Raw genomic sequence first — 23582 nt, forward strand, 5'->3', positions numbered from 1 at the left:
CTCTTTATGTGAGAACGATGTATTCTTTTGCTTGTAAAAGGTTGATCGTTGCGTTCAAATCTCTATTCATGACATGACCGCATTTGCATGTATAGACACGATCAGATAATTTCAAATCTTTTTTGATCTGACCACATCTTGAACAAGTTTTAGAAGATGGGTAAAACCTATTGACCTCTCTCAGCTCTATCTTGTTTTCTATACATTTTGCTTTTAACCATGTCTTAAATGTGAAGAAACATTGTTCAGCGACAGCTTTTGATAGATGACGATTCTTCATCATCCCTTTTACATTCAAATCTTCTATCGTGATAAAACGTGGCTTGGTTTTCGCCACTTGACTCACGACAGACTTGACATACTCTAAGCGGATATTTGCGAAACGAGCATGAAGTTTTTGAACTCTAAGAATGTTTTTGTTTATGTTTGCTCTTTTAGTAACAGCTTTCTCACCTCGCTTTTTTAAATGTTGATATTTTCGTGACAAAGAGCGCTGTTCACATTTTAATTTCTTTTCTAGCTTTCTTACTCGTATAGAACAGTTGATGTTTTTATACACCGAACCATTGCTACATACGGCGAAGTCTTTGATGCCTAAGTCCATGCCCAATCCTTCATTTTTAACCGTAGGCTGTTTTCCTTGAGGCTCTATTTCACAAAGAACAGACACGTAATACCTTCTTGCTTTTTGTGAAACGGTGCCACTTTTTACGATTGCCTCTTCAGGGAGGTATCCAAATTCCTTCAAACGCATCCAACCAAGTGTGGGGATCTTCACTCGGTGCCTTTCAACCGTCCAATCGGTTTTATTGTTCTTCGGAAAATAGCATTTCACATCTTGCTTCTTTTTCTTTTTAAACCGCGGAAATTTCGCTTTCCCTGCAAAAAAGCTTCTAAAGGCCTTGTCCGCATTCATAATCGCTTGCTTAACCGCTTTACTAGATACTTCTTTCATCCATTGATCTTGTTCTAGCGTATGAACGTTATTCAGCCACTTCGAAAAGTCATAACCGCTCATAAACGAGCCGTCTTTTTCGTACACTTCTTTATTCTTCGCCAGATAAAAATTGTACACATATCGACAAACGCCGATCGTTTGGTGTATTTTCGTTTTTTGTTCGGTTGTCGGCTTAATTTCTATGAAATAGGCTTTCTTCATCTACTCACCACCTTGCATTCATTATACCCTATAACTAATATTAATTGGAATAAAATAACATTAGTTATATATTATCCATGAGGTGAAAAAATGAGGAAAGACTTAAAAACAAGAAGTCAGATCGGTAGTGCCATTGATAATGAATGACTTAAGCGATGGAGAGAATATTCTAAAGAAACGGGAATGCCTATTTCGAAATGATTGGATCAAATGATAAAGATGTTTCTAGAATCCATTTAAAACTAACTGTTTTTTAGAGTGTTTGTCCATATTTGTACCTGATTCTCTATATTTTTAATAACAGTTGATAGCTCCTTTGTATAATTTCAGAAAAAAAGAAAAAAATATTCATATTCGTTCTTGAAAGGAGCAAAAGAGTATGAGTATTGAGAAGAAGCTGATGGGGGAAGAGATTGAGCCGACGGAAGAACAGCCAAAGCCAGAGTCCTCTTTAATGGAAAGTATTCAACAGCTAGGACAGACGAATGTACCTCAACTTCCTAAGGATACATCCATTCATTGTTTAACGATTGTTGGTCAAATTGAAGGGCATATACAGCTCCCTCCGCAAAACAAAACAACGAAATATGAACATGTGATTCCGCAAATTGTGGCGATTGAACAAAATCCAGATATTAAGGGCCTTTTAATCGTATTAAATACAGTCGGAGGAGATGTGGAAGCTGGGCTTGCGATCTCTGAAATGCTTGCTTCTTTATCGAAACCAACTGTATCGATTGTGCTTGGAGGTGGCCATTCTATCGGTGTCCCAATTGCCGTTTCTTGTGATTATAGCTTTATTGCCGAGACAGCGACGATGACGATTCATCCGATTCGGTTAACAGGGCTTGTCATCGGTGTCCCGCAAAGTTTTGAATACCTAGATAAAATGCAGGAGAGAGTGGTCAAGTTTGTGACAAAGCATTCGGATATTCGAGAAGAAACGTTTAAAGATCTGATGCTTGCTAAAGGGAATTTAACGAGAGATATTGGTACAAATGTCGTTGGCGAAGATGCTGTCGCTTCCGGATTAATTAATGAGGTAGGAGGAATTGGGAAGGCGATGAAAAAATTAAATGAACTCGTCAAAGAAAACGAGCAGAATGGAAAGATGATTCAATGATTTTATATACGATGATGCCGAGAGAATATATTTTTCCTAATGCCATTACAGAAGATGAGATGGAACTCATTGATTGGCATGGAATTTCTTTATATGCCCAAAGAGAAGAGAATCAATATCGAGTGATTCGAATTGCAAGCACGAATCCAACGGACTTTTTAAATGAAAAAATTGCTCCAGGCAGCATGATTTCTCTTTAAACATATTAGATGAATGCGAACAAATATGCTATAATATAAAAAGCAGCCAAAGCGGCTGCTTTCTTGTTTTTTGTGAAATCTATAGAGTAGGTGGTTGCTATGGTTAGAAAAAGAAAGAAAACGTCTCGGCGGACTAAAAAAGCACCACAAATAAAAGAAACGATCAAACTTGAACTGATAGGAATTGTGATCATTGCCTTAAGTTTAATAGGGATTATTCAACTTGGAGCAGTTGGAAAAGCGTTTACGTACTTTTTTCGTTTTTTCTTTGGTCAATGGTTCATGGTTGGTTTTATTAGTGCGATGGCCTATGCTAGTTACATTATGTTTAAGCGAGAAAAGCCATTCTTGTTTCAACGGAGATTAGTAGGGTTATATATTGTGTTGATTAGTATGCTACTTCTTAGTCATGTTAAGTTATTTGAACTGTTAGGAAACGGCCGCCCATTTGATCAGCCGAGTGTATTAATTAATACATGGAACTTATTTTGGATGGAAGTAAAGGAAGGAGCAGGAGCATCTAGTGACCTCGGAGGAGGAATGATAGGAGCCTTGCTGTTTTCAGTGACTTATTTTTTATTTGATACGTTAGGAACTAGAATATGTAGCTTTGTTCTTATCTTAGTTGGAATGATCTTAATTACTGGAAAATCCTTCAGTGAATTGTTTCGTAAGTTATTTTGCATTGGGAAAGGTTTTTTTAGTCAACAATGGACAGCTTTTCTGCAAGATATGAAAGATTGGACAAGCGAAAGAAAAGCTAAGAAGAAAGATGAAGCGGTTGACCGTCCTGTCAAAATAAAAGACCATCAACAGGTGAAATTAGAAACGGATGAGGATAATCCCCCTTCCGATGAACCGATTATTTCAAGTTTTGCGGAACGCGCTTATGTAGAAGAGCCACCAGAAGACCCGCTGCCAGTAGAGAAGAAAGAGGTAGTAGAGGAAAGCGCTCCGGCCATGACCTTTACAGAAGTGGAAAATAAAGATTATAAGCTTCCGCCTCTGAAACTATTAAAAAGACCAAAGCAAACAGACCAAAGCAGAGAATATCAACTCATTCACTCGAATGCGGCGAAACTCGAAAGGACGTTTCAGAGCTTTGGTGTGAAGGCGAAAGTTACGCAAGTGCATCTAGGTCCAGCGGTGACGAAATACGAAGTACATCCGGATGTTGGGGTGAAGGTAAGTAAAATAGTTAGTCTAACTGATGACTTAGCCTTAGCCTTAGCTGCTAAAGATATTCGAATGGAAGCACCGATCCCAGGTAAATCAGCCATTGGAATTGAAGTGCCTAACTCAGAAGTGGCCATGGTGTCGTTACGTGAAGTAGTGGAAGCGAATGTGAATGAAAAGCCGGACTCGAAATTGATGATTGCCTTTGGTCGGGATATCACCGGTGAAGCTGTGTCGGCAGAACTGAATAAAATGCCACATTTACTCGTTGCTGGAGCAACAGGTAGTGGGAAAAGTGTGTGCATTAACGGCATCATCACAAGCATTTTAATGAGAGCGAAACCGCATGAAGTCAAGCTGATGATGATCGATCCGAAAATGGTCGAACTAAATGTGTACAATGGCATTCCACACTTACTTGCCCCCGTTGTGACGGACGCTAAAAAAGCATCGCAAGCGTTAAAAAAAGTCGTTGGTGAAATGGAACGGCGCTATGATTTGTTCTCGCATAGCGGAACAAGGAACATTGAAGGCTATAATGAACATATCAGACGTGAAAACCAAGAAACAGGAGAAAAACAGCCTTTTCTCCCATACATTGTGGTGATTGTCGACGAATTAGCTGATTTAATGATGGTCGCATCCAATGATGTGGAAGACTCCATTACTCGATTAGCTCAGATGGCTAGGGCAGCTGGTATTCATTTAATTATTGCCACTCAGCGGCCATCAGTCGATGTTATTACTGGAGTAATCAAAGCCAATATTCCATCAAGAATAGCTTTTGCTGTTTCTTCCATGACGGATTCAAGAACGATTTTAGATATGGGCGGAGCAGAGAAGTTGTTAGGACGAGGAGATATGCTGTTCTTCCCAGTTGGTGCTTCTAAGCCGATTCGTGTCCAAGGAGCCTTTTTATCCGATGAGGAAGTAGAGGAAATTGTTGATTACGTGATCTCGCAACAAAAAGCGCAATATCAAGAAGATATGATCCCGGAAGATGTGCCCGAACAAACGTCTCAAGTAGAGGATGAATTATACGAAGAGGCGGTTCAACTTGTCGCTGGAATGCAGACAGCTTCCGTGTCTATGCTACAACGTCGTTTTCGGATTGGCTATAGCAGAGCGGCTAGATTAATTGATGAGATGGAACTTAGAGGAGTAGTAGGGCCTTATGAAGGTAGTAAGCCACGAAATGTATTAATTCCAAAACCGGAAGAATAAAAGGAGAAAATCGCTTAATGGATCATTAGGCGTTTTTTTCTGTTGAGGAGGGGGTAAATATTAAATGAATATGATCCATTCCATAAAAATGAATAAAATATTAGACAATTTTTCGATAATATTCGAATACATCTTTTCAAGAATGATAAAAAGTGCTATCTTAAAAGAAATTAGTAGAAATGTTATACATCAGAGGTCTGATGTCTTCAGGAAGAAGGTGGTTGTTTAGTGACGATTAAATCGGATAGCAGACATCTATACCTGCAAGTCATTGATCATTTAAAACGTGATATTGAAGTAGGTATTTACAAAGAAAAAGAAAAACTTCCTTCTGAATTCGAATTGGCGAAACAATTAGGTGTGAGCCGAGCAACGTTAAGAGAAGCATTGCGAATTTTAGAAGAAGAAAATGTCATTATCCGCAGGCATGGAGTGGGAACATTTGTTAATGCGAAACCTCTTTTTACATCAGGGATTGAACAGTTAACAAGTGTGACGGATATGATTATTCAAGCAGAGATGGAACCAGGTACTATCTTCCTGAGTTCAGGTACTCAAAGTCCGACGGAAGAAGATCAGCAGAGATTTCATTGTAGCCCGGAAGAAGAAATCGTTGTCATTGAGCGTGTAAGAACAGCAAATGGCGAACCAGTTGTTTACTGTTTGGACAAAATTCCAGCTCGGTTTTTCCCTGCACATTATGATTATGAAGACGAATCCTTGTTTTCCTTGCTTGATCGAATAGGGAAACGAAAAATTTCTCATGCAGTGGCTCAGATCGAACCATTTGGGTATCATGAAAAGGTATCCCCTATTCTTGAGTGTGATCCTGAAACCGCTTTACTTTTATTGAAACAGCTTCATTATGATGAATTAGACGAGCCTGTTTTATACTCAATGAACTATTTTAAAGCGGATAAATTCAGCTTTCATGTCTTAAGAAAGAGGATTTAATATTGTGTAACATTTCTACTACATTTAATAATTATTTAGGGGGTCATTTAATGAAAAAGCGTAAGTTTGGTCTTGCGATGTCTCTTGTTCTTGCAGCTGGAACGATGCTAGGCGGATGCGGCGGCGGAGACAAAGAAAAAGAAAAAGGCGCAGAAGAAGGCGGTAAGAAAGACGATCAGTTTACTGTTGCTATGGTAACAGATGTAGGTGGAGTAGATGATAAATCATTTAACCAATCTGCATGGGAAGGTCTTCAAGCATTTGGTAAAGAGAACGGCTTAGAAAAAGGTACAGACGGCTTTGATTACATTCAATCAAAAAGTGATACGGATTACAAAACGAACTTAAACACTGCGGTTCGTAATCAATTCGATTTAATTTATGGAATCGGATATAAGCTTCAACCAGCGATTGAAGAAGTGGCTAAACAAAGACCAGATAGCCAATTTGCTATTGTTGATAGCGAAATTAAAGGCATTGACAACGTAGCCAGCATCACATTTAAAGATCATGAAGGTTCCTTCTTAGTTGGGGTAGTCGCTGGTTTGACAACGAAATCAGATAAAGTTGGTTTCATTGGCGGAACGGACAGTGACTTAATTAATAAATTTGCTGGCGGTTTCGAAGCGGGTGTGAAAGCGGTTAATCCAAAAGCAGAAGTAAAAATTGAATTCGCTGGTGCTTTTGATAAAGCGGATAAAGGTCAGCAAATGGCATCTGCTATGTACTCTTCTGGCATTGATGTAATCTATCATGCAGCAGGAGCAACTGGTAATGGTGTATTTACAGAAGCAAAAGGTTTAAAACAAAAAGATCCGAGCAAAGATTACTGGGTAATCGGTGTGGACCGTGACCAAGCGGAAGAAGGAAAAGTAAACGTTAATGGTAAAGAAATGAATGTAACTTTAACTTCTATGGTTAAACGTGTAGACGTTGCGGTACAAGATTTGGCTACAAAAGCGAAAGATGGCAAGTTCCCTGGTGGAGAAGTAATTGCCTATGGACTAGAAGATGGTGCAGTTGGTATCGCTCCAACTCAAGATAATGTATCTGATGAAGCGAAAAAAGCTGTAGACGAATGGGCGGAAAAAATTAAAAGTGGCGAAGTAAAAGTGCCAGAAAAGCCAGAAGGAAAATAATAAATAATTATGAGGGGGGCGGATTCGTGAACCGCTCCTCGCTTTTAAAAATTGTAATAGGGATGCAAACAAGCGTTGTTTCTCTATTAGGATTTTTAACAGCTAGCCAGTGTGAATGATGAAAGAAGTTTTAGCAGGCAAGCGATTGATGAAAATCCTAGCTTATGAAGGTCAGACATCCTACTTGAATAGTAGAATCATATTTAATGCTTTCTAATTGAAGGAGAAGACCCTATACAAGGAGTGAAATATAGTGGAATATGTTGTTGAAATGCTCGGTATCCGCAAAGAATTCAATGGGTTTGTGGCCAATGACGATATCACGCTTCAGCTTCAAAAAGGAGAAATTCATGCCTTGCTAGGTGAGAATGGAGCAGGCAAATCGACATTAATGAACGTGTTGTTCGGATTATATCAGCCAGAGCAGGGAGAGATTCGTGTTCATGGCAAACCGGTTAAAATTACCGATCCTAATGTGGCTAATGATCTCGGGATCGGCATGGTTCATCAGCACTTTATGTTAGTTGACACATTTACTGTTACGGAGAATATCATTCTAGGAAGAGAACCAAAAGCGGGAGGCAAAATCGATATTAAACAGGCTGAGAGAGAGGTTCGTGAGCTCTCAGAAAAGTACGGGCTTGCTGTCGACCCAACCGCGAAAATTGCTGATATTTCTGTTGGGATGCAGCAAAGGGTGGAAATTTTAAAAACGCTGTATCGCGGTGCTGAAATGTTAATTTTTGACGAACCGACAGCGGTATTGACGCCTCAGGAAATTAAAGAACTCATGCAAATTATGAAAACGCTTATTAAAGAAGGAAAATCCATTATTCTCATCACACATAAATTAAAGGAAATTATGGAAGTGTGTGATCGTGTCACTGTTATCCGAAAAGGAAAAGGGATCGGGACAGTGAATGTTTCAGAAACAGACCCTGATCATTTAGCGAGCTTGATGGTTGGTAGAGAAGTCACGTTTAAAATAGACAAAACAGAAGCGAATCCAGAGGGAAGCGTGCTGGAAGTAAATGATTTATTTGTGAAGGATTCGAGAGGCATTCAAGCAGTGAAAGGCTTAAATTTGACGGTTCATGCAGGTGAAATCCTTGGTATTTGCGGAGTCGATGGCAATGGACAAAGTGAACTGATTGAAGCAATTACGGGGTTAAGAAAAGTGGATAGTGGGTCAGTGATGATCAACGGAAAAGACATTACCAATTTTAAACCGCGAAAAATCACCGAAACAGGCGTTGCACATATCCCACAAGATCGTCATAAACACGGCCTTGTATTAGATTTTCCGATCGGGGAAAATATGGTGTTACAAACGTATTATCAAAAGCCGTTTTCAAAAGGCGGCGTGCTAAATTACAAAGAAATCTATAAAAAAGCTAATCATTTAATCAAAGAATTTGACGTAAGAACGCCAAATGAATATACGCCGGCTCGCGCTTTATCAGGGGGAAATCAACAGAAGGCGATTATTGGTCGTGAAGTGGATCGTGATCCGGATTTGCTCATAGCTGCTCAGCCAACACGTGGCCTTGATGTTGGAGCGATTGAATTTATTCATAAACGGTTAATTGAACAGCGTGATCATGGCAAAGCCGTTCTTCTCATTTCATTTGAATTAGATGAAATCATAAATGTCAGTGACCGAATCGCTGTTATTTATGAGGGAGAAATCGTTGCGATCGTTAATCCAAAGGAAACAACAGAACAAGAACTAGGATTATTGATGGCGGGCTCAAAACGTAAGGAAGCAGGTGAGATCCATGTCTAAACGCTTTTCCAATTTAGCTGTTCCAGTTATATCTGTTCTTTTAGGCTTATTAGTTGGAGCGATTATTATGCTCATTAGTGGGTATAATCCGATTGCCGGTTATACCGCTTTATGGAATGGAGCTTTTGGAGATTCCTTTTACTTAGGGGAAACGCTTCGTCAAATGACACCTTATATCTTTGCTGGTCTAGCAGTAGCGTTTGCCTTTCGAACAGGATTATTTAATATTGGTGTGGAAGGACAGCTTTTAGTTGGTTGGGTAGCCTCTGTATGGGTAGGTCTTGCTTTTGACTTACCGAAAGTGATTCATTTACCACTTGCAGTTTTAGCAGGAGCAGTTGCAGGAGCTCTTTGGGCATTCATACCAGGTATTTTAAAAGCTAAGCTTCGTGTTCATGAAGTAATCGTTACGATTATGATGAACTATATTGCTCTTCATGTGACGAATCACTTTATTCGTAATGTTCTTAGTGATCAAGCAGATTCGACGGATGTTGTTCCGGAATCTGCTAGCTTAAAATCACCTTTCTTTGAGAATTTGACTGATTTTTCTACTTTGCATAATGGAATCTTTTTAGCCTTTGCAGCAGCAGTTATTATGTGGTTTATTCTAGAAAAGACAACTACAGGATACGAGTTGCGTTCCGTTGGTTTTAACCAACATGCTTCACAGTATGCAGGAATGAATGTGAACCGTAATATCGTGTTATCGATGGTTATTTCAGGTGCCTTCGCTGGACTTGGCGGCGCAATGGAAGGGCTTGGGACATTTGGAAATGCCTTTTTGCATGCTGGATTCTCAGGTATAGGATTTGATGGGATTGCCGTAGCGTTGCTTGGAGGAAATACAGCCATTGGTGTTGTATTGGCAGCTCTATTATTTGGTTCATTAAAAGTGGGTGCGCTCAATATGCCGATTGAATCGGGTGTACCTAATGAATTAGTTGAAATTGTGATCGCCTTAATTATCTTTTTCGTCGCTTCAAGTTATATGATTAAATGGCTCATTAGCCGATTTAAAAAGGAGGTGAAATAAGTGGATATTGTAACGGTTTTGTCCATCATTATTTCGTCGTCTTTGTTTGCCGCAGCTCCACTTATTTTCACAGCATTAGGCGGTGTATTTTCAGAGCGTTCTGGCGTCGTCAATATTGGATTAGAAGGATTAATGATCGTAGGTGCTTTTTCATCGATCGTATTTAACTTAACATTTGCCTCGTCTTTAGGAGCAGCAACACCATGGGTAGCTCTCTTAGTAGCAATGGTAGTTGGCGGATTATTTGCACTTTTACATGCACTAGCTTCGATTACATTTCGAGCGGATCAAGTAGTGAGTGGTGTAGCCATTAACTTTTTAGCTTTAGGTGTTTCGCTGTTTTTAGTTAAATTGATCTATGATAAAGGGCAAACAGATATGGTGAAGGAAAGCTTTAAAAAAGTTGACTTGCCTGTGTTGAGTGACATTCCTGTAATAGGTAAGCTATTTTTCTCTAATATTTCTTATCCAGCGATGATCGCCATTGCTCTAGCTTTTGTTATTTGGTATGTATTATATAAAACACCTTTTGGTTTACGTTTACGTGCGGTGGGTGAACATCCAATGGCCGCAGATACAATGGGGATCAATGTAACAAGAATGCGTTACATGGCTGTTTGTTTATCAGGTGTGCTTGGAGGTCTAGGGGGAGCTGTTTATGCACAGTCTATTTCACTAGATTTCAGCCATGCGACTATTGCTGGTCAAGGGTTTATGGCATTAGCTGCGATGATCTTCGGAAAGTGGCATCCACTGGGTGCAATGGGAGCTGCGATTTTCTTTGGATTTGCTCAAAGCTTAAGTATTGTAAGTTCAAGCATTCCGTTTTTAGAAAACGTACCAGATGTTTATTTACTAGCAGCTCCTTATGTATTGACGATTCTAGCACTTGCCGGATTCATCGGTCGAGCCGATGCTCCAAAGGCATTAGGTACACCGTATGTGAAAGGAACAAGATAAGCATAACGAACCTGTCCACCTCGGTGGGCAGGTTTTTTATCCCGCATTAACGGGCTGTAAGACTCCCACCTCAACATGGCAGAAGGAGAACAGAAGTGCAAGTGAGGGATCAACAGCCCGTAAATGCCCGATCCGTTCGGGCCTGCACGATGCAGGTTACAAAGGCGTTGCAACAGGACGTTGCGCTCTTAGCCTTTGTTCCTCTTTTAATCAGTGGGGGATGAAGAAAACCACCACTGATTGAAGTTTCACTTTATATTAAAAAAAGTAGCATTTCATTTTCCAACCATTTCTTGCTCGTGTATAGTTAAAGTAAGTTTTTACGAAATAAAAGCATGAAGCGTGCTATATTCGGATAAAAATATAGACATAGTAGCAAGGAAAAGGAGGATGTTTCAGTGACAATAGTAAATGAGATGGTAAAAATGAAAAAGGGGTATAATCTTCATATTATAAGAACGGATAAATACAAAACTAATACCATTGTATGGAAAATGAAAGCGCCGCTTGAACAAGAAACAGTAACTATGAGGGCCTTACTTCCTTATGTTCTTCAAAATGGATCCGCCACATTTCCTACTTCTACCGCTTTGCGCTCACATTTAGATGATCTATATGGTGCCAGCTTCTTTGTGGATTTAGCGAAAAAAGGTGATTATCATACGATGAGTTTTTCGATTGAAATCGCCAATGAGAACTATTTGAAGGAAGAAGATTCATTATTAGACAAAGCCTTGCAATTTCTCAATGATGTGCTGAGAAACCCTCTTGTGAAAAATGGAGCGTTCGATCAGGAGATTTTGGAAAGCGAAAAACGGAATTTAAAACAGCGAATCCAATCCGTATACGATGATAAAATGCGTTATGCGAGCATGCGACTTCTTGAAGAAATGTATGAAGAGGACCGTTATGCCTTGCAGTCAAATGGACAGATAGATGCGGTCGACCCTATTGGAGCCGCTGATTTATACAATTATTATGAGAAAGCGTTCTCAGAAGATGAAATGGACTTATATGTAGTGGGAGATGTTGATGAGCAACAAGTAGAACAGATCGTTGACCGTTTGTTTACAATGAATGATCGTCAACCGACCATTGTGAATTCAAACGAGATTCCTATTCGTCAAGGTGAACCGAAAATAGTGAAAGAAGAGCAAGAAATCAATCAAGGGAAACTTCATATGGGGTATCAAACAAAGGTGACGTTTGGTGATCCAGACTATTTTGCTCTCCAAGTGTTTAATGGGATATTCGGTGGTTTTTCCCATTCAAAGCTATTTACAAATGTGCGAGAAAAAGCGAGTTTGGCTTATTATGCGGCAAGTCGCCTTGAGAGTCATAAAGGATTTTTAACGGTGCTTTCAGGCGTTGATAGCAAAAATTACGATCAAGCGGTAAAGATTATTAATGAGCAATTACAAGCGATGAAACAAGGGGATATTTCTGAAAATGAAATCTTGCAAACACGAGCGGTTATCCGTAATCAATTGCTTGAAACAATCGATACGTCAAGAGGGTTGATCGAGATTTTATATCATAATGTCGTCGCTAAACAAAACATTACAATAGATGATTGGCTTGAAGCGGTGGAGCGAACAACGATTGAAGAAGTAACGGCGGTAGCTAGCAAGGTTGAGTTAGACACGATCTACTTTTTGTCAGGGGAGGGAATTTCATGAAGAAAATTACATTTGATCAGCTGCAAGAAGAACTATATTATGAAAAAATGGATAATGGTCTAGATGTGTATGTTCTACCAAAAAAAGGATTTAACAAAACGTTTGCTACGTTTACTACAAAATATGGTTCCATCGACAATCATTTTATCCCGAAAGATCAAAAAGAGTTCGTTCGAGTACCAGATGGCATCGCGCATTTTTTAGAGCATAAAATGTTTGAGAAAGAAGACGGCGACGTGTTTCAACATTTCAGTCGTCAAGGTGCTTCAGCCAATGCCTTTACCTCTTTTACTAGAACAGCCTATTTATTTTCAAGTACGGCTAATGTGAAACAAAATCTTGAGACATTAATTAATTTTGTGCAGGATCCCTACTTTACGGAGAAAACCGTTGAAAAAGAAAAAGGCATTATCGGTCAAGAGATTCGTATGTATGACGATAATCCAGATTGGCAAGTGTACTTCGGGATGATTCACAATATGTATCATCATCACCCTGTCAAAATTGATATTGCTGGAACTGTTGAGTCCATTGCCGACATTACGAAGGATCATTTGTATGAATGCTATCATACATTTTATCACCCAAGTAATATGCTGTTATTCGTTGTTGGTTCCATCAACCCAGAAGAAACAATGACGCTCATTCGCGACAATCAATCGAAAAAGCCATTTACAGACCAACCTGCGATTGAGCGTCGCTTTGAACAAGAGCCTGAAACTGTGAAGGAGAAGAAACGAGTAATTTCGATGAATGTTCAATCATCGAAATGTGAAATTGGACTGAAAGCTGTTGACACTGATTTACAAGGTAAGGAATTATTGAAAAGAGAATTAACGATGAATATTTTGCTTGATATGCTCTTTGGGAAAAGTTCTGAACTCTATTATCAAATGTATCGTGAAGGATTAATTGATGATACGTTTGGTTATGATTTTACTCAAGAAAAGGGCTTTGGTTTTGCAATGATAGGAGGAGACACTGCTCGTCCGGATGAGCTCGAGCAAAGAGTGCAAAAAATTCTCTTAGAGGCGAAAGAAGGGACGTACTTAACAGAAGAGGCGCTGAAAAGATCAGTCAAGAAGAAAATTGGTGCTTTTTTGCGAGCGGTAAATTCTCCTGAATATATTGCCAACCAATTTACTCGCTATACATTTAATGAGATGGATTTGTTTGAAGTGGTTCCTATGCTTGAAACGATTACCTTGTCAGATGTGCAATCCGTTGCCGCTCATATGATAGCGGATGAACGTTTAACAGTTTTTCATATTGTACCAAAACAGTGAAAGTAGAAAGAAAAAGCCGGTTCTAAGTTCATTTGTGAGTCCGGCTTTTCAGATTTAAGGTTAGTAAGAGGAGAACGAGGAAAATGAAAAGATTTGCTTTAGTCGTTGGAGCGAGCGGGGGAATTGGTCAAGAAATCGCGAAAAAGCTTGCACTTGACGGCTGGAATTTATATCTTCAATATTCGAATGGAGAAGAAAAAATAAAAGTATTGCAAAAGCAGCTAGAAGAGATCGGAGTCGAGGGCTTCTCCGTGCAGGCGGATTTGTCTTCCGCTTATGGTGTAGATCAGCTTCTTCAGCAGTTGTTTTCTGTTGAAGCAGTTATTTTTGCTCAAGGAACGTCTCAATATAGCTTATTTCAAGATGTAAAAGAAGAAGAAATGGATCTGCTTTGGACCCTTCATGTAAAAAGCCCAATGATGATCATTCAAAAGCTATTATCTAAGCTACAAAAAGGTTCAGCACCTTCTATTGTCTTTATTTCTTCGATATGGGGTCAAACGGGTGCTGCTTGTGAAGTGGCCTACTCTACAGTAAAAGGTGCCCAAATTGCGTTTGTAAAATCATTGGCAAAGGAACTTGCCCTCGCTCGTATTAAAGTGAATGCAATAGCACCAGGAGCAGTTAACACAAGGATGATGTCGCAATTCTCTAGGCAAGAGTTAGACGAGATCATAGAAGAGATTCCGATGGGGAGACTGGCGGAGCCGACAGAAATTGCCGCTGTCGTCAGCTTCCTTTGTTCACAGGCTTCCTCCTACATCACTGGACAAGTGGTAGCAGTAAACGGTGGATGGTATACGTAAACTTGTTGAATAATTTTTTTAAACTGATACAAACTAATATTGTAACTCAATAAAGGGAGGGACAATAAGATGTCAGTACTTGATAATTGGCACGAGTGGAAAAACTTTCTAGGATCAAAACTTAATCAAGCACAAGACCAAGGAATGAATAATGAAGTGGTCAACAGCGTTGCTTACCAAGTGGGCGATTACTTAGCCAATAAGGTTGATCCAAAAAATGAACAAGAACGTGTGTTATCTGATCTATGGTCTGTTGCCTCTGAAGAAGAACAGCGTGCAATTGCCAATGTTATGGTAAAGTTAGTTCAGAATAATGGGGTGCGTTAAAAGAGAGGGAGGAAATTCCTCTCTTTTTTCTTTTAAAAAGCGCGTAAATCATATATGATAGAAGTTAGGTGTTATTTATTTATGGACATGATCAAGATCAAGTCACAAGGGGTGTATGTATGTCCAAAAAAGTATGGTATTTAGAGTATAAAATTGTGAAAAACCGTCCTGGATTGTTAGGGGACATTTCTTCATTACTAGGTATGCTTTCAATTAACATTATTACCATTAACGGTGTTGATGATGGCAGTCGTGGGTTGTTAATGCGAGCTCAAAGTGAAGACCAGATTAGAAGGCTTGAATCGATTCTTTTAACGATTGATACGATTCAAATCGTTAAACTAAGAGAACCAAAATTACGTGATCGAATGGCAGTAAGACATGGTCGGTATATCGAACGAGATGCCGATGATAAGAAAACTTTTAGATTTGTTCGAGATGAGCTTGGACTTCTCGTTGACTTTATGGCAGAATTGTATAAAATGGAAGGGCATAAATTAATCGGTATACGTGGCATGCCTCGTGTAGGGAAGACGGAGTCAATTGTTGCAGCTAGCGTTTGTGCGAATAAAAGATGGTTATTTATGTCTTCTACGATGATTAAGCAAACGGTTCGTGATCAATTGATTCGCGATGAATACAATGCCAATAATATTTTTATTATGGACGGTGTTGTATCAACAAAAAGAGCGAGTGAAAAGCATTGGCAGCTCGTTCGAGAAATTATGCGGTTGCCTGCTGTTAAAGTGGTGGAGCATCCCGATATTTTTGTGCGAAATAGTGAATATAAAATAGAAGATTTTGATTATATCATTGAACTTCGAAATCACCCTGAAGAAGAAATTACATATGAACCTGTTGAAAAGAATAGCTTTTTCCAGGATTCAAACTTCGGTGGTTTTGATTTTTAATTATGGAAGGTGTTATTGGTGACTGAATTAGGAAATCGCTTAAAAGAAGCACGAAAAGCAAAAGGATTGTCATTGGCTGATGTACAGGAAATGACGAAGATTCAAAAAAGATATTTAACCGGCATCGAAGAAGGAAACTATGAGATGATGCCAGGGAAATTTTATGTTCGAGCATTTATTAAACAATACGCTGAAGCTGTTGGACTGAATGCAGACGAATTGTTTGAGGAGTTCAAAAGTGAAGTGCCATCTTCTCATGAAGATGAAATTCCTCAGCGAGCTACGAAGATAGAAGAAGTGAAATCTAACGTACCTGCCGAACCATCAAAGTTTCTTGAGCACTTACCGAAAATATTGGTGACAGCTTTTGTCATTGGGGCCCTTTTCTTAGCTTGGGCGTTAATTCCTAAAAAGGATACAGACGAGAAGCAAGTGGAAGAAACGCCTGTCGTGAAAGAATCAACTGAGCAAAATAATGAAGATGAGAACAAGGCAGAAGCTCCTGTGAAAGAAGAGAAGAAAGCAAAAGAGGAGCCGAAAGTAGAAGAGCCTGCTAAGCAAGCGTTAACAGCTGTTGGGACAAGCGGAAGTGACTCCACTTATGAACTAAAAGAAGCGGAAAAATTTGAACTGTCGATTTCATCGAAAGGAAGCACTTGGGTTGGTGTAAAAGATGGAAGCGGGAAAAGTTATTTCGGTGATATGATCCAAAAGGGCCAAACGCAAACATTCGATTTAACAGGTCAAACAGAAGCGAAGATTAGAGTTGGGAATGCGGTTGATACGGAGATTAAAGTCAATGGTGAACTAGTCACCTATCAAATTCCTGCAGCCAGTCAAGTGACGCAAAATATTATTATTCAAAAGAAGTAAAGCTCTGAGTAAGGAACGGTTTGGATGGTGAGGTGTCCTTTAAAGGGCACCCCACTTTGATAAGTGGAGGGACAATTGTGAATTTACCTAATAAGATTACTGTATCAAGAATTTTGATGATCCCCATTTTTTTAATCGTCATGGTGGTCGATTTTAATTGGGGAGAGATCGAATTTTTAGGCACGACTATGCCGATGACCCATTTTGTAGGAGCGTTAATCTTTATTGTCGCAGCAACAACGGACTGGGTGGATGGTTATTTGGCAAGAAAGTACAATCTAGTGACAAACTTAGGGAAGTTTTTAGACCCGTTGGCCGATAAATTACTCGTATCTGCTGCGCTGATTGTTCTAGTTGAGCTTGGGTATGCTTCTTCGTGGATCGTTATTATCATTATTAGCCGCGAATTTGCTGTAACTGGTCTGCGACTCATACTTGCCGGCGAAGGAGAAGTGGTCGCTGCTAACATGCTGGGCAAAATAAAAACATGGACGCAAATTATTGCGATTTCCGCTCTATTGCTCCATAATGCGCCATTTGAAAGTATGTCCATCCCATTTGCTGATATTTCGTTATGGGTGGCTACATTCTTTACAATATGGTCTGGTTGGGATTATTTTTATCTCAATCGTCATGTATTTAAACATTCAAAATAATTGAGAGGAGGCTGACTAAAAACAAGAATCAGGCTCTCTTACTGTCATATAGTAGTTGAAATGAACACTATATCGATCATTAAGGGAAGTCATTCAATGTTTCGTCGGCCTCTTTTTTTAATAAGAGCAGGGGTGTTGTTATGAATGCTGAAATTATTGCTGTGGGATCAGAATTATTGCTAGGTCAAATCACAAATACGAATGCTCAGTTTCTTTCTCATCATTTAGCTGAGATTGGAATCAATGTGTACTATCATACGGTTGTTGGAGATAATCATAAACGACTAATTGAAGTGGTGAAAGAAGCGGAGAAGCGTGCCGATCTATTAATTTTTACAGGTGGGCTTGGGCCGACAAAGGATGATTTGACGAAGGAAGCGATTGCTGAGCATATTGGGAATGAACTTGAATATAATGAAGTAGCCTTGAAAAGTATCGAAGCCTATTTTGCAAAAGTTAATCGAACGATGACTGAAAATAATAAGAAACAAGCTTTGGTGATGAGTGGAAGTAAAGTATTGCCAAATGATCATGGAATGGCTCCGGGTATGTTGTTAAAAGCAAACAATAAACAATATATGTTATTGCCTGGACCGCCAAAAGAAATGCAGCCGATGTTTTTAACCTATGGCAAAAACGAATTGATTCAACTATTAGAAAAAGTAGAGCGGATTGAATCCCGTGTGTTACGGTTTTTTGGCATCGGTGAATCGGCCCTTGAGGTGGAAGTGGAGGACTTGTTGCTCAATCAGCAAAATCCAACCATTGCTCCACTAGCAGGGGATGGAGAGGTGACGCTTCGTATCACGGCTAAGCATGAATCTGAAGAAGTAGCGCTTCAGATGATTCAAGAAGTAGAAGATGAAATTCTCCGTCGTGTTGGTCAATATTTTTATGGGTATGACCAAACAACGATTGCAGAAGAGCTTGCGGAATTATTGAAGGAAAGAAACTTGTCGATTGCAGTGGCAGAGAGTTTAACAGGTGGTCTCTTTCAAAGTGAGTTAACAGCGGTGAAAGGTGTTAGTGCCATCTTTAAAGGCGGGATTGTTTGTTATTCCAATGATGCGAAGAAGCAGTTGGTGAAAGTGAAGAAAGAAACCATTGATACATATGGAGCTGTGAGTGAACAATGTGCCTTAGAGCTAGCTGAAAATACAAGAGCTATTTTCGATAGTGATTTTTCCCTTAGTTTTACTGGAGTGGCTGGTCCTGATGAAATGGACGGGCAAGCACCAGGTACCGTATGGATTGGACTTGCGGAGCGTTTTCAAAAGACGAAAGCTTATAAGCTGAATCTTGTTGGAAGTCGAGCCGGTGTGCGTAAACGTTCAGTGAAATATGGCTGTCATTATTTACTTCATGCTCTTAATCAAAACGAATAAAAATATTCAAAATATTGTTGACTGTTCCGATTTGATTATTATATAATTATGTCAAGAGTTTACTTGATTGTTATAATTTAATATTGACACTCTTATTACGAGCGGCGGAGGGATTAGGCCCTATGAAGCCCGGCAACCTTCAGGTAGTTATAGCCTGAAACGGTGCTAATTCCTACAGACTTTTGTGTCTGGAAGATAAGAGGAGGACCTAATCATCAAACCCTCTTCTTTATGATAAGAAGTAGGGTTTTTTTATCTTCCTCTGAAAAAAATAATCAAATCAATTAGGAGGGTTTACACATGACAAAAGAAAATTGGGATCAAGAGACGTTATTATTACACGGAGGACAGGTGCCGGATCCTGTGACAGGAGCTCGTGCAGTACCCATTTACGAAACGACATCTTATGTATTTGAGGATACTGATCATGCGAACGCTCTATTTGCTCTTCAAAAGCCAGGGAATATTTACACTCGTATTACGAATCCAACGGTGGATGTATTTGAAAAGCGAGTGGCATTGCTTGAAGAGGGAGCAGCTGCCGTCGCACTATCTTCCGGAATGGCGGCGATCGCCTTTTCTATCCTAAATTTGGCACATGCGGGAGACGAAATAGTGGCAGCAAGTAACTTATATGGAGGTACATATAATTTATTTGCCAATACGCTTCCGAAGTATGGAATCACAGTGAAGTTTGTTGATTCGACAGACCCTGAAAACTACCGGAAAGCAATTACGCCTAAAACGAAAGCTCTTTTCGGAGAAATCATCGGAAACCCGTCTTTACACGTGCTTGATGTGGAGAAAGTAGCGGGAATTGCTCATGAGAGTGGCATCCCGCTTATTGTGGACAGCACATTCGCTTCACCATATGTTTGTAAGCCGCTCACTTGGGGAGCAGATATTGTCGTTCATTCTGCAACGAAATGGATTAGCGGTCATGGTACAGTCATTGGCGGTGTAGTAGTAGATGGCGGGAAATTTAATTGGAATAGCGAAAAATTTCCTGGCTTTACGGAGCCGGATGAGTCTTATCACGGGTTAAAGTATGCTGATATTGAAGGTCCGGCATTCGCTGTGAAGCTACGAGTGCAACTATTAAGAGATTTTGGCCCTGCTTTAAGCGCTAATAGTGCCTTTTTATTGCTTCAAGGGCTAGAGACGCTTCATTTGCGGATTCAACGTCATCATGAAAATACATTACAAATCGTGAATTACTTGAAAAATCACCCTGGTGTGGAATGGGTATCTCATCCAAGTCAACCGGAACATCCATCACATCATTTAGCACAAAAATATTTGAGCAACAGTAATGGCTCGATTGTTGTGTTTGGTATTAAAGGCGGCCGAGAAGCAGGTAAGACAGTCATTGATAACATTCAGCTATGGTCACATGTAGCCAATGTTGGGGACGGAAAATCACTTATTATTCATCCTGCTACGACGACTCACCAACAATTAAATCGTGAGGAGCTAGAAAAATCTGGCGTGAAAGAAGAGTTAATTCGTTTATCTATAGGATTAGAGTCTACAAAGGACTTAATTGCTGACTTAAATCAAGCGATTGAAAAGGCAACAGGAGTCATTGTGGAGGCATAATAGCAAAATGAAGGGCTGACGCCTATATGGATATCTACATGATATAGAGTGATTTGAATGCTTTATTGATTTAGATATTGCATTTCGGTGTCGGTCCTTCTGGGTGTGTGATTAGGGTGAAAATAACACATAAGCCCGTCGTAAATAATTCAACAAAGATGTTCATAAAAATATCCTTCTTCATAAAGACTATGTTAATATGAATAAGCGGATATCTATCAGTCTCTTCCTCATTTTTTCTCCAAGCTATGTTATTCTTCAGGTTGTATGGTCTTTTTTCTCAAAAAATGAAAAAAATAAAAATGCGAATAAATGTTCGCTTTTTGCTTGAAATTATCTCATAAAAAAGGTATAGTAATGATAGATTTTGAAACAGAAAATCCATAAGTTGATTTTTTAATAGATGTATCATTTTAAGGAGGAATATAGATGAACGATCGCCAAGCAGCATTAGATATGGCTTTAAAACAAATTGAAAAACAATTCGGTAAAGGGTCGATTATGAAGCTAGGTGAGCAAACCGACCGGAAAATCTCAACTATACCAAGCGGTTCTCTCGCTTTGGATGCAGCGCTTGGAGTAGGCGGTTATCCGCGTGGACGTATTATTGAAATATATGGTCCGGAGAGTTCTGGTAAGACAACGGTAGCTCTTCATGCGATTGCTGAAGTGCAAGCAACTGGCGGTCAGGCGGCGTTTATTGATGCGGAGCACGCGCTAGATCCAGTATACGCTCAAAAGCTAGGGGTAAATATTGACGAACTTTTATTATCTCAGCCGGATACAGGGGAACAAGCGCTAGAAATCGCTGAAGCACTCGTGCGAAGTGGTGCTGTCGATATTCTCGTCATCGATTCAGTCGCAGCTTTAGTACCAAAAGCGGAGATCGAAGGGGAAATGGGTGATTCGCATGTTGGTTTACAAGCGCGTCTTATGTCACAGGCGTTGCGTAAGCTTTCAGGAGCCATTAATAAATCGAAAACGATCGCAATCTTCATTAACCAAATTCGTGAAAAAGTCGGCGTAATGTTCGGGAATCCTGAAACAACACCAGGTGGACGTGCGCTTAAGTTTTATAGCTCTGTGCGTTTAGAAGTTCGTCGTGCTGAAACATTAAAGCAAGGAAATGAAATGGTCGGTAATAAGACGAAAATAAAAGTAGTTAAAAATAAAGTAGCTCCTCCTTTCCGTGTGGCAGAAGTTGATATTATGTACGGAGAAGGAATCTCTAGAGAAGGAGAAATCATTGATTTAGGCTCAGATGAAGATATTATTCAAAAGAGCGGTGCTTGGTACTCTTACAATGAAGAGCGCTTAGGGCAAGGTCGTGAAAATGCTAAGCAATTTTTAAAAGAGAACCCGGATATTAGCCATGAGATCATGCTGAAGATTCGAAAACAATACGGGTTAGATGAGGATGTAACTGAACCTGTAGAAGAGAATATGTCAGAGGAATCTGATCTTCTAGATGAATAAAGTCTGTTGGAGCAGTGTTTGATCGCACTGCTCCTTTTATATATATGAAAGAATTAACACTGTGTCTACCATGAAACGCTTGACAACGAATTTCCGCACCTATAAAATTAGTATGTATATTTTACATTTTTTTTCTCTTAAAAGTGGAAGAATTGAAGCTGTATATTGAAATGTTGAACAATGTATCAGCCGACATGTTAAAAACATGACAAAAGATCATAGCAAGGGGAGGTGAAATCATGGATGCTATTACAATCATCTCCATTTTGCTTGGCCTAATCGTTGGTGTAGTTGTTGGCTATTTTGTTAGGAAATCCATTGCAGAGTCTAAAATTGCAGGGGCAAAGGATGCGGCAGAACAAATTATTGATGATGCCAACCGAGAAGCAGAAGCGTTGAAAAAAGAAGCCCTGCTTGAAGCAAAGGATGAAATTCATAAACTTCGTACAGATACTGAATTAGAGCTTCGTGAACGAAGAAACGAATTGCAAAAACAAGAGAATCGTTTATTACAGAAAGAAGAGAACCTTGATCGTAAAGATGAGCAATTGGATAAACGTGAGGCTCAACTTGAGAAGAAAGAGGAAGCTCTAACTGAGAGACAACAACATATTGAAGAGATGGACAGCAAAGTGGAAGAGATGGTGAAAGTACAGAAAGCTGAACTGGAACGAATCTCAAGTCTCACTCGTGATGAAGCTCGTGCGATCATTTTAGAACGTGTCGAACAAGAACTTGCACATGATATCGCTGTGATGACAAAAGAGCAAGAGAATCGCGCGAAAGAAGAGGCCGACAAAAAGGCAAAAGATATTCTTTCTCTCGCTATTCAGCGCTGTGCAGCAGACCATGTGGCAGAAACAACAGTTTCAGTTGTGAACTTGCCAAATGATGAAATGAAAGGTCGTATCATTGGTCGTGAAGGACGAAATATTCGAACGCTTGAAACGCTTACAGGTATTGATTTAATTATCGATGATACGCCAGAAGCGGTGATTCTCTCAGGCTTTGATCCAATTCGTCGTGAAACGGCTCGAATTGCGCTTGAGAAGCTTGTGCAAGATGGACGAATCCATCCAGCGCGTATTGAGGAAATGGTTGATAAAGCTAGAAGAGAAGTGGATGAATACATCCGCGAAATGGGTGAACAAACTACATTTGAAGTTGGTATTCATGGACTTCACCCTGATTTAATTAAGATATTAGGACGTTTGAAATTCCGTACGAGTTACGGTCAGAATGTGTTAAAGCATTCGATGGAAGTTGCTTTTCTTACAGGGCTTATGGCTGCTGAGCTTGGCGAAGATGAAGTCCTTGCTCGTCGTGCTGGACTACTTCATGATATCGGGAAAGCAGTAGATCACGAAGTAGAAGGAAGTCATGTTGAAATAGGCGTGGAGCTTGCGACGAAATATAAAGAACACCCGATTGTCATTAATAGTATTGCGTCGCATCATGGAGATACGGAACCGACGTCCATTATTGCTGTTCTTGTGGCCGCGGCAGATGCTCTGTCTGCTGCCAGACCAGGTGCCCGTAGTGAAACGCTTGAAAACTATATACGACGTCTTGAGAAACTGGAAGAAATTTCAGAGTCCTATGACGGAGTAGAGAAATCATTTGCGATTCAGGCGGGACGCGAAGTGCGTATTATGGTGAAACCTGATCAAATTGATGATCTTCACGCTCATCGATTGGCGCGCGACATTAGAAAACGGATTGAAGGGGAACTGGATTATCCAGGCCATATTAAAGTGACAGTGATAAGAGAAACACGAGCTGTGGAATATGCGAAATAAAGCGGTGTGAAACCTTCACACCGCTTTC

At 39.8% G+C, this 23582-nt stretch carries 20 protein-coding genes and 1 riboswitch; of the genes, 19 read left to right on the forward strand and 1 reads right to left on the reverse strand.

Features of this window, described 5'->3' with window-relative positions; all coding sequences use genetic code 11:
• Positions 1-4: 4 nt before the first annotated feature.
• Entirely contained in the window at positions 5-1159 is a 1155-nt protein-coding gene (locus tag WDJ61_RS07105; RefSeq protein WP_338754085.1) for a transposase, read from the reverse strand.
• A gap of 400 nt (positions 1160-1559) precedes the next feature.
• On the opposite strand from WDJ61_RS07105, the gene WDJ61_RS07110 reads away from it, so the two are divergent.
• From WDJ61_RS07110 to rny, 19 genes are all read left to right on the forward strand, one after another.
• Positions 1560-2282: a ClpP family protease gene (locus WDJ61_RS07110; protein WP_338754734.1), complete on the forward strand. Its 723-nt coding sequence runs from the start codon at positions 1560-1562 to the stop codon at positions 2280-2282.
• Entirely contained in the window at positions 2279-2482 is a 204-nt protein-coding gene (locus WDJ61_RS07115; RefSeq protein ID WP_338754086.1) for a YlzJ-like family protein, read from the forward strand. Before WDJ61_RS07110 ends, WDJ61_RS07115 begins: the two co-directional genes overlap by 4 nt.
• A 99-nt stretch (positions 2483-2581) precedes the next feature.
• On the forward strand, positions 2582-4882 hold the full coding sequence (locus WDJ61_RS07120; RefSeq protein ID WP_338754088.1) for a DNA translocase FtsK: 2301 nt from the start codon (positions 2582-2584) through the stop codon (positions 4880-4882).
• A 228-nt stretch (positions 4883-5110) separates the two neighbouring features.
• A complete protein-coding gene (locus WDJ61_RS07125; protein ID WP_338754090.1) occupies positions 5111-5836 on the forward strand; it encodes a GntR family transcriptional regulator in 726 nt (241 codons plus the stop codon).
• Between the two features lie 50 nt (positions 5837-5886).
• Complete coding sequence (locus tag WDJ61_RS07130; RefSeq protein ID WP_338754092.1) at positions 5887-6975, forward strand: BMP family protein; 1089 nt, start codon at positions 5887-5889, stop codon at positions 6973-6975.
• A gap of 253 nt (positions 6976-7228) precedes the next feature.
• Positions 7229-8761, forward strand: coding sequence for an ABC transporter ATP-binding protein (locus WDJ61_RS07135; RefSeq protein ID WP_338754093.1), 1533 nt, complete (start codon positions 7229-7231; stop codon positions 8759-8761).
• Positions 8754-9797, forward strand: coding sequence for an ABC transporter permease (locus WDJ61_RS07140; RefSeq protein ID WP_338754094.1), 1044 nt, complete (start codon positions 8754-8756; stop codon positions 9795-9797). The genes WDJ61_RS07135 and WDJ61_RS07140 overlap by 8 nt, the downstream gene beginning before the upstream one ends.
• Entirely contained in the window at positions 9798-10757 is a 960-nt protein-coding gene (locus WDJ61_RS07145) for an ABC transporter permease (RefSeq protein ID WP_338754096.1), read from the forward strand. It abuts the gene before it with no gap.
• Between the two features lie 398 nt (positions 10758-11155).
• Positions 11156-12436, forward strand: coding sequence for an EF-P 5-aminopentanol modification-associated protein YfmF (yfmF, locus tag WDJ61_RS07150; RefSeq protein WP_338754097.1), 1281 nt, complete (start codon positions 11156-11158; stop codon positions 12434-12436).
• On the forward strand, positions 12433-13722 hold the full coding sequence (gene yfmH / locus WDJ61_RS07155) for an EF-P 5-aminopentanol modification-associated protein YfmH (protein WP_338754099.1): 1290 nt from the start codon (positions 12433-12435) through the stop codon (positions 13720-13722). The genes yfmF and yfmH overlap by 4 nt, the downstream gene beginning before the upstream one ends.
• Before the next feature lie 83 nt (positions 13723-13805).
• A complete protein-coding gene (gene ymfI / locus WDJ61_RS07160; protein WP_338754100.1) occupies positions 13806-14528 on the forward strand; it encodes an elongation factor P 5-aminopentanone reductase in 723 nt (240 codons plus the stop codon).
• A 69-nt stretch (positions 14529-14597) separates the two neighbouring features.
• Entirely contained in the window at positions 14598-14855 is a 258-nt protein-coding gene (locus WDJ61_RS07165; protein WP_338754102.1) for a DUF3243 domain-containing protein, read from the forward strand.
• 119 nt (positions 14856-14974) lie between these two features.
• Positions 14975-15766: a DUF3388 domain-containing protein gene (locus tag WDJ61_RS07170; RefSeq protein ID WP_338754103.1), complete on the forward strand. Its 792-nt coding sequence runs from the start codon at positions 14975-14977 to the stop codon at positions 15764-15766.
• An 18-nt stretch (positions 15767-15784) separates the two neighbouring features.
• Positions 15785-16639: a helix-turn-helix domain-containing protein gene (locus WDJ61_RS07175; RefSeq protein WP_338754105.1), complete on the forward strand. Its 855-nt coding sequence runs from the start codon at positions 15785-15787 to the stop codon at positions 16637-16639.
• A 77-nt stretch (positions 16640-16716) separates the two neighbouring features.
• Positions 16717-17295 carry a CDP-diacylglycerol--glycerol-3-phosphate 3-phosphatidyltransferase gene (gene pgsA, locus WDJ61_RS07180; RefSeq protein ID WP_338754107.1) on the forward strand — a complete coding sequence of 193 codons (579 nt, stop codon included), beginning with the start codon at positions 16717-16719 and terminating at the stop codon, positions 17293-17295.
• 140 nt (positions 17296-17435) lie between these two features.
• Positions 17436-18680 (forward strand): competence/damage-inducible protein A, encoded by a 1245-nt coding sequence (locus WDJ61_RS07185; RefSeq protein ID WP_338754108.1) that lies wholly within the window; start codon positions 17436-17438, stop codon positions 18678-18680.
• An 89-nt stretch (positions 18681-18769) separates the two neighbouring features.
• Positions 18770-18882, forward strand: a riboswitch (SAM riboswitch).
• Between the two features lie 98 nt (positions 18883-18980).
• Positions 18981-20279: an O-acetylhomoserine aminocarboxypropyltransferase/cysteine synthase family protein gene (locus WDJ61_RS07190; RefSeq protein ID WP_338754110.1), complete on the forward strand. Its 1299-nt coding sequence runs from the start codon at positions 18981-18983 to the stop codon at positions 20277-20279.
• 429 nt (positions 20280-20708) lie between these two features.
• Entirely contained in the window at positions 20709-21755 is a 1047-nt protein-coding gene (gene recA / locus WDJ61_RS07195) for a recombinase RecA (RefSeq protein ID WP_338754111.1), read from the forward strand.
• A 239-nt stretch (positions 21756-21994) separates the two neighbouring features.
• Entirely contained in the window at positions 21995-23554 is a 1560-nt protein-coding gene (gene rny / locus WDJ61_RS07200; protein WP_338754112.1) for a ribonuclease Y, read from the forward strand.
• Positions 23555-23582 lie beyond the last annotated feature (28 nt).

Source organism: Bacillus sp. FJAT-52991, from assembly GCF_037201805.1.
In the GTDB taxonomy this organism is placed as follows: Bacteria; Bacillota; Bacilli; order Bacillales; family Domibacillaceae; genus Bacillus_CE; species Bacillus_CE kandeliae.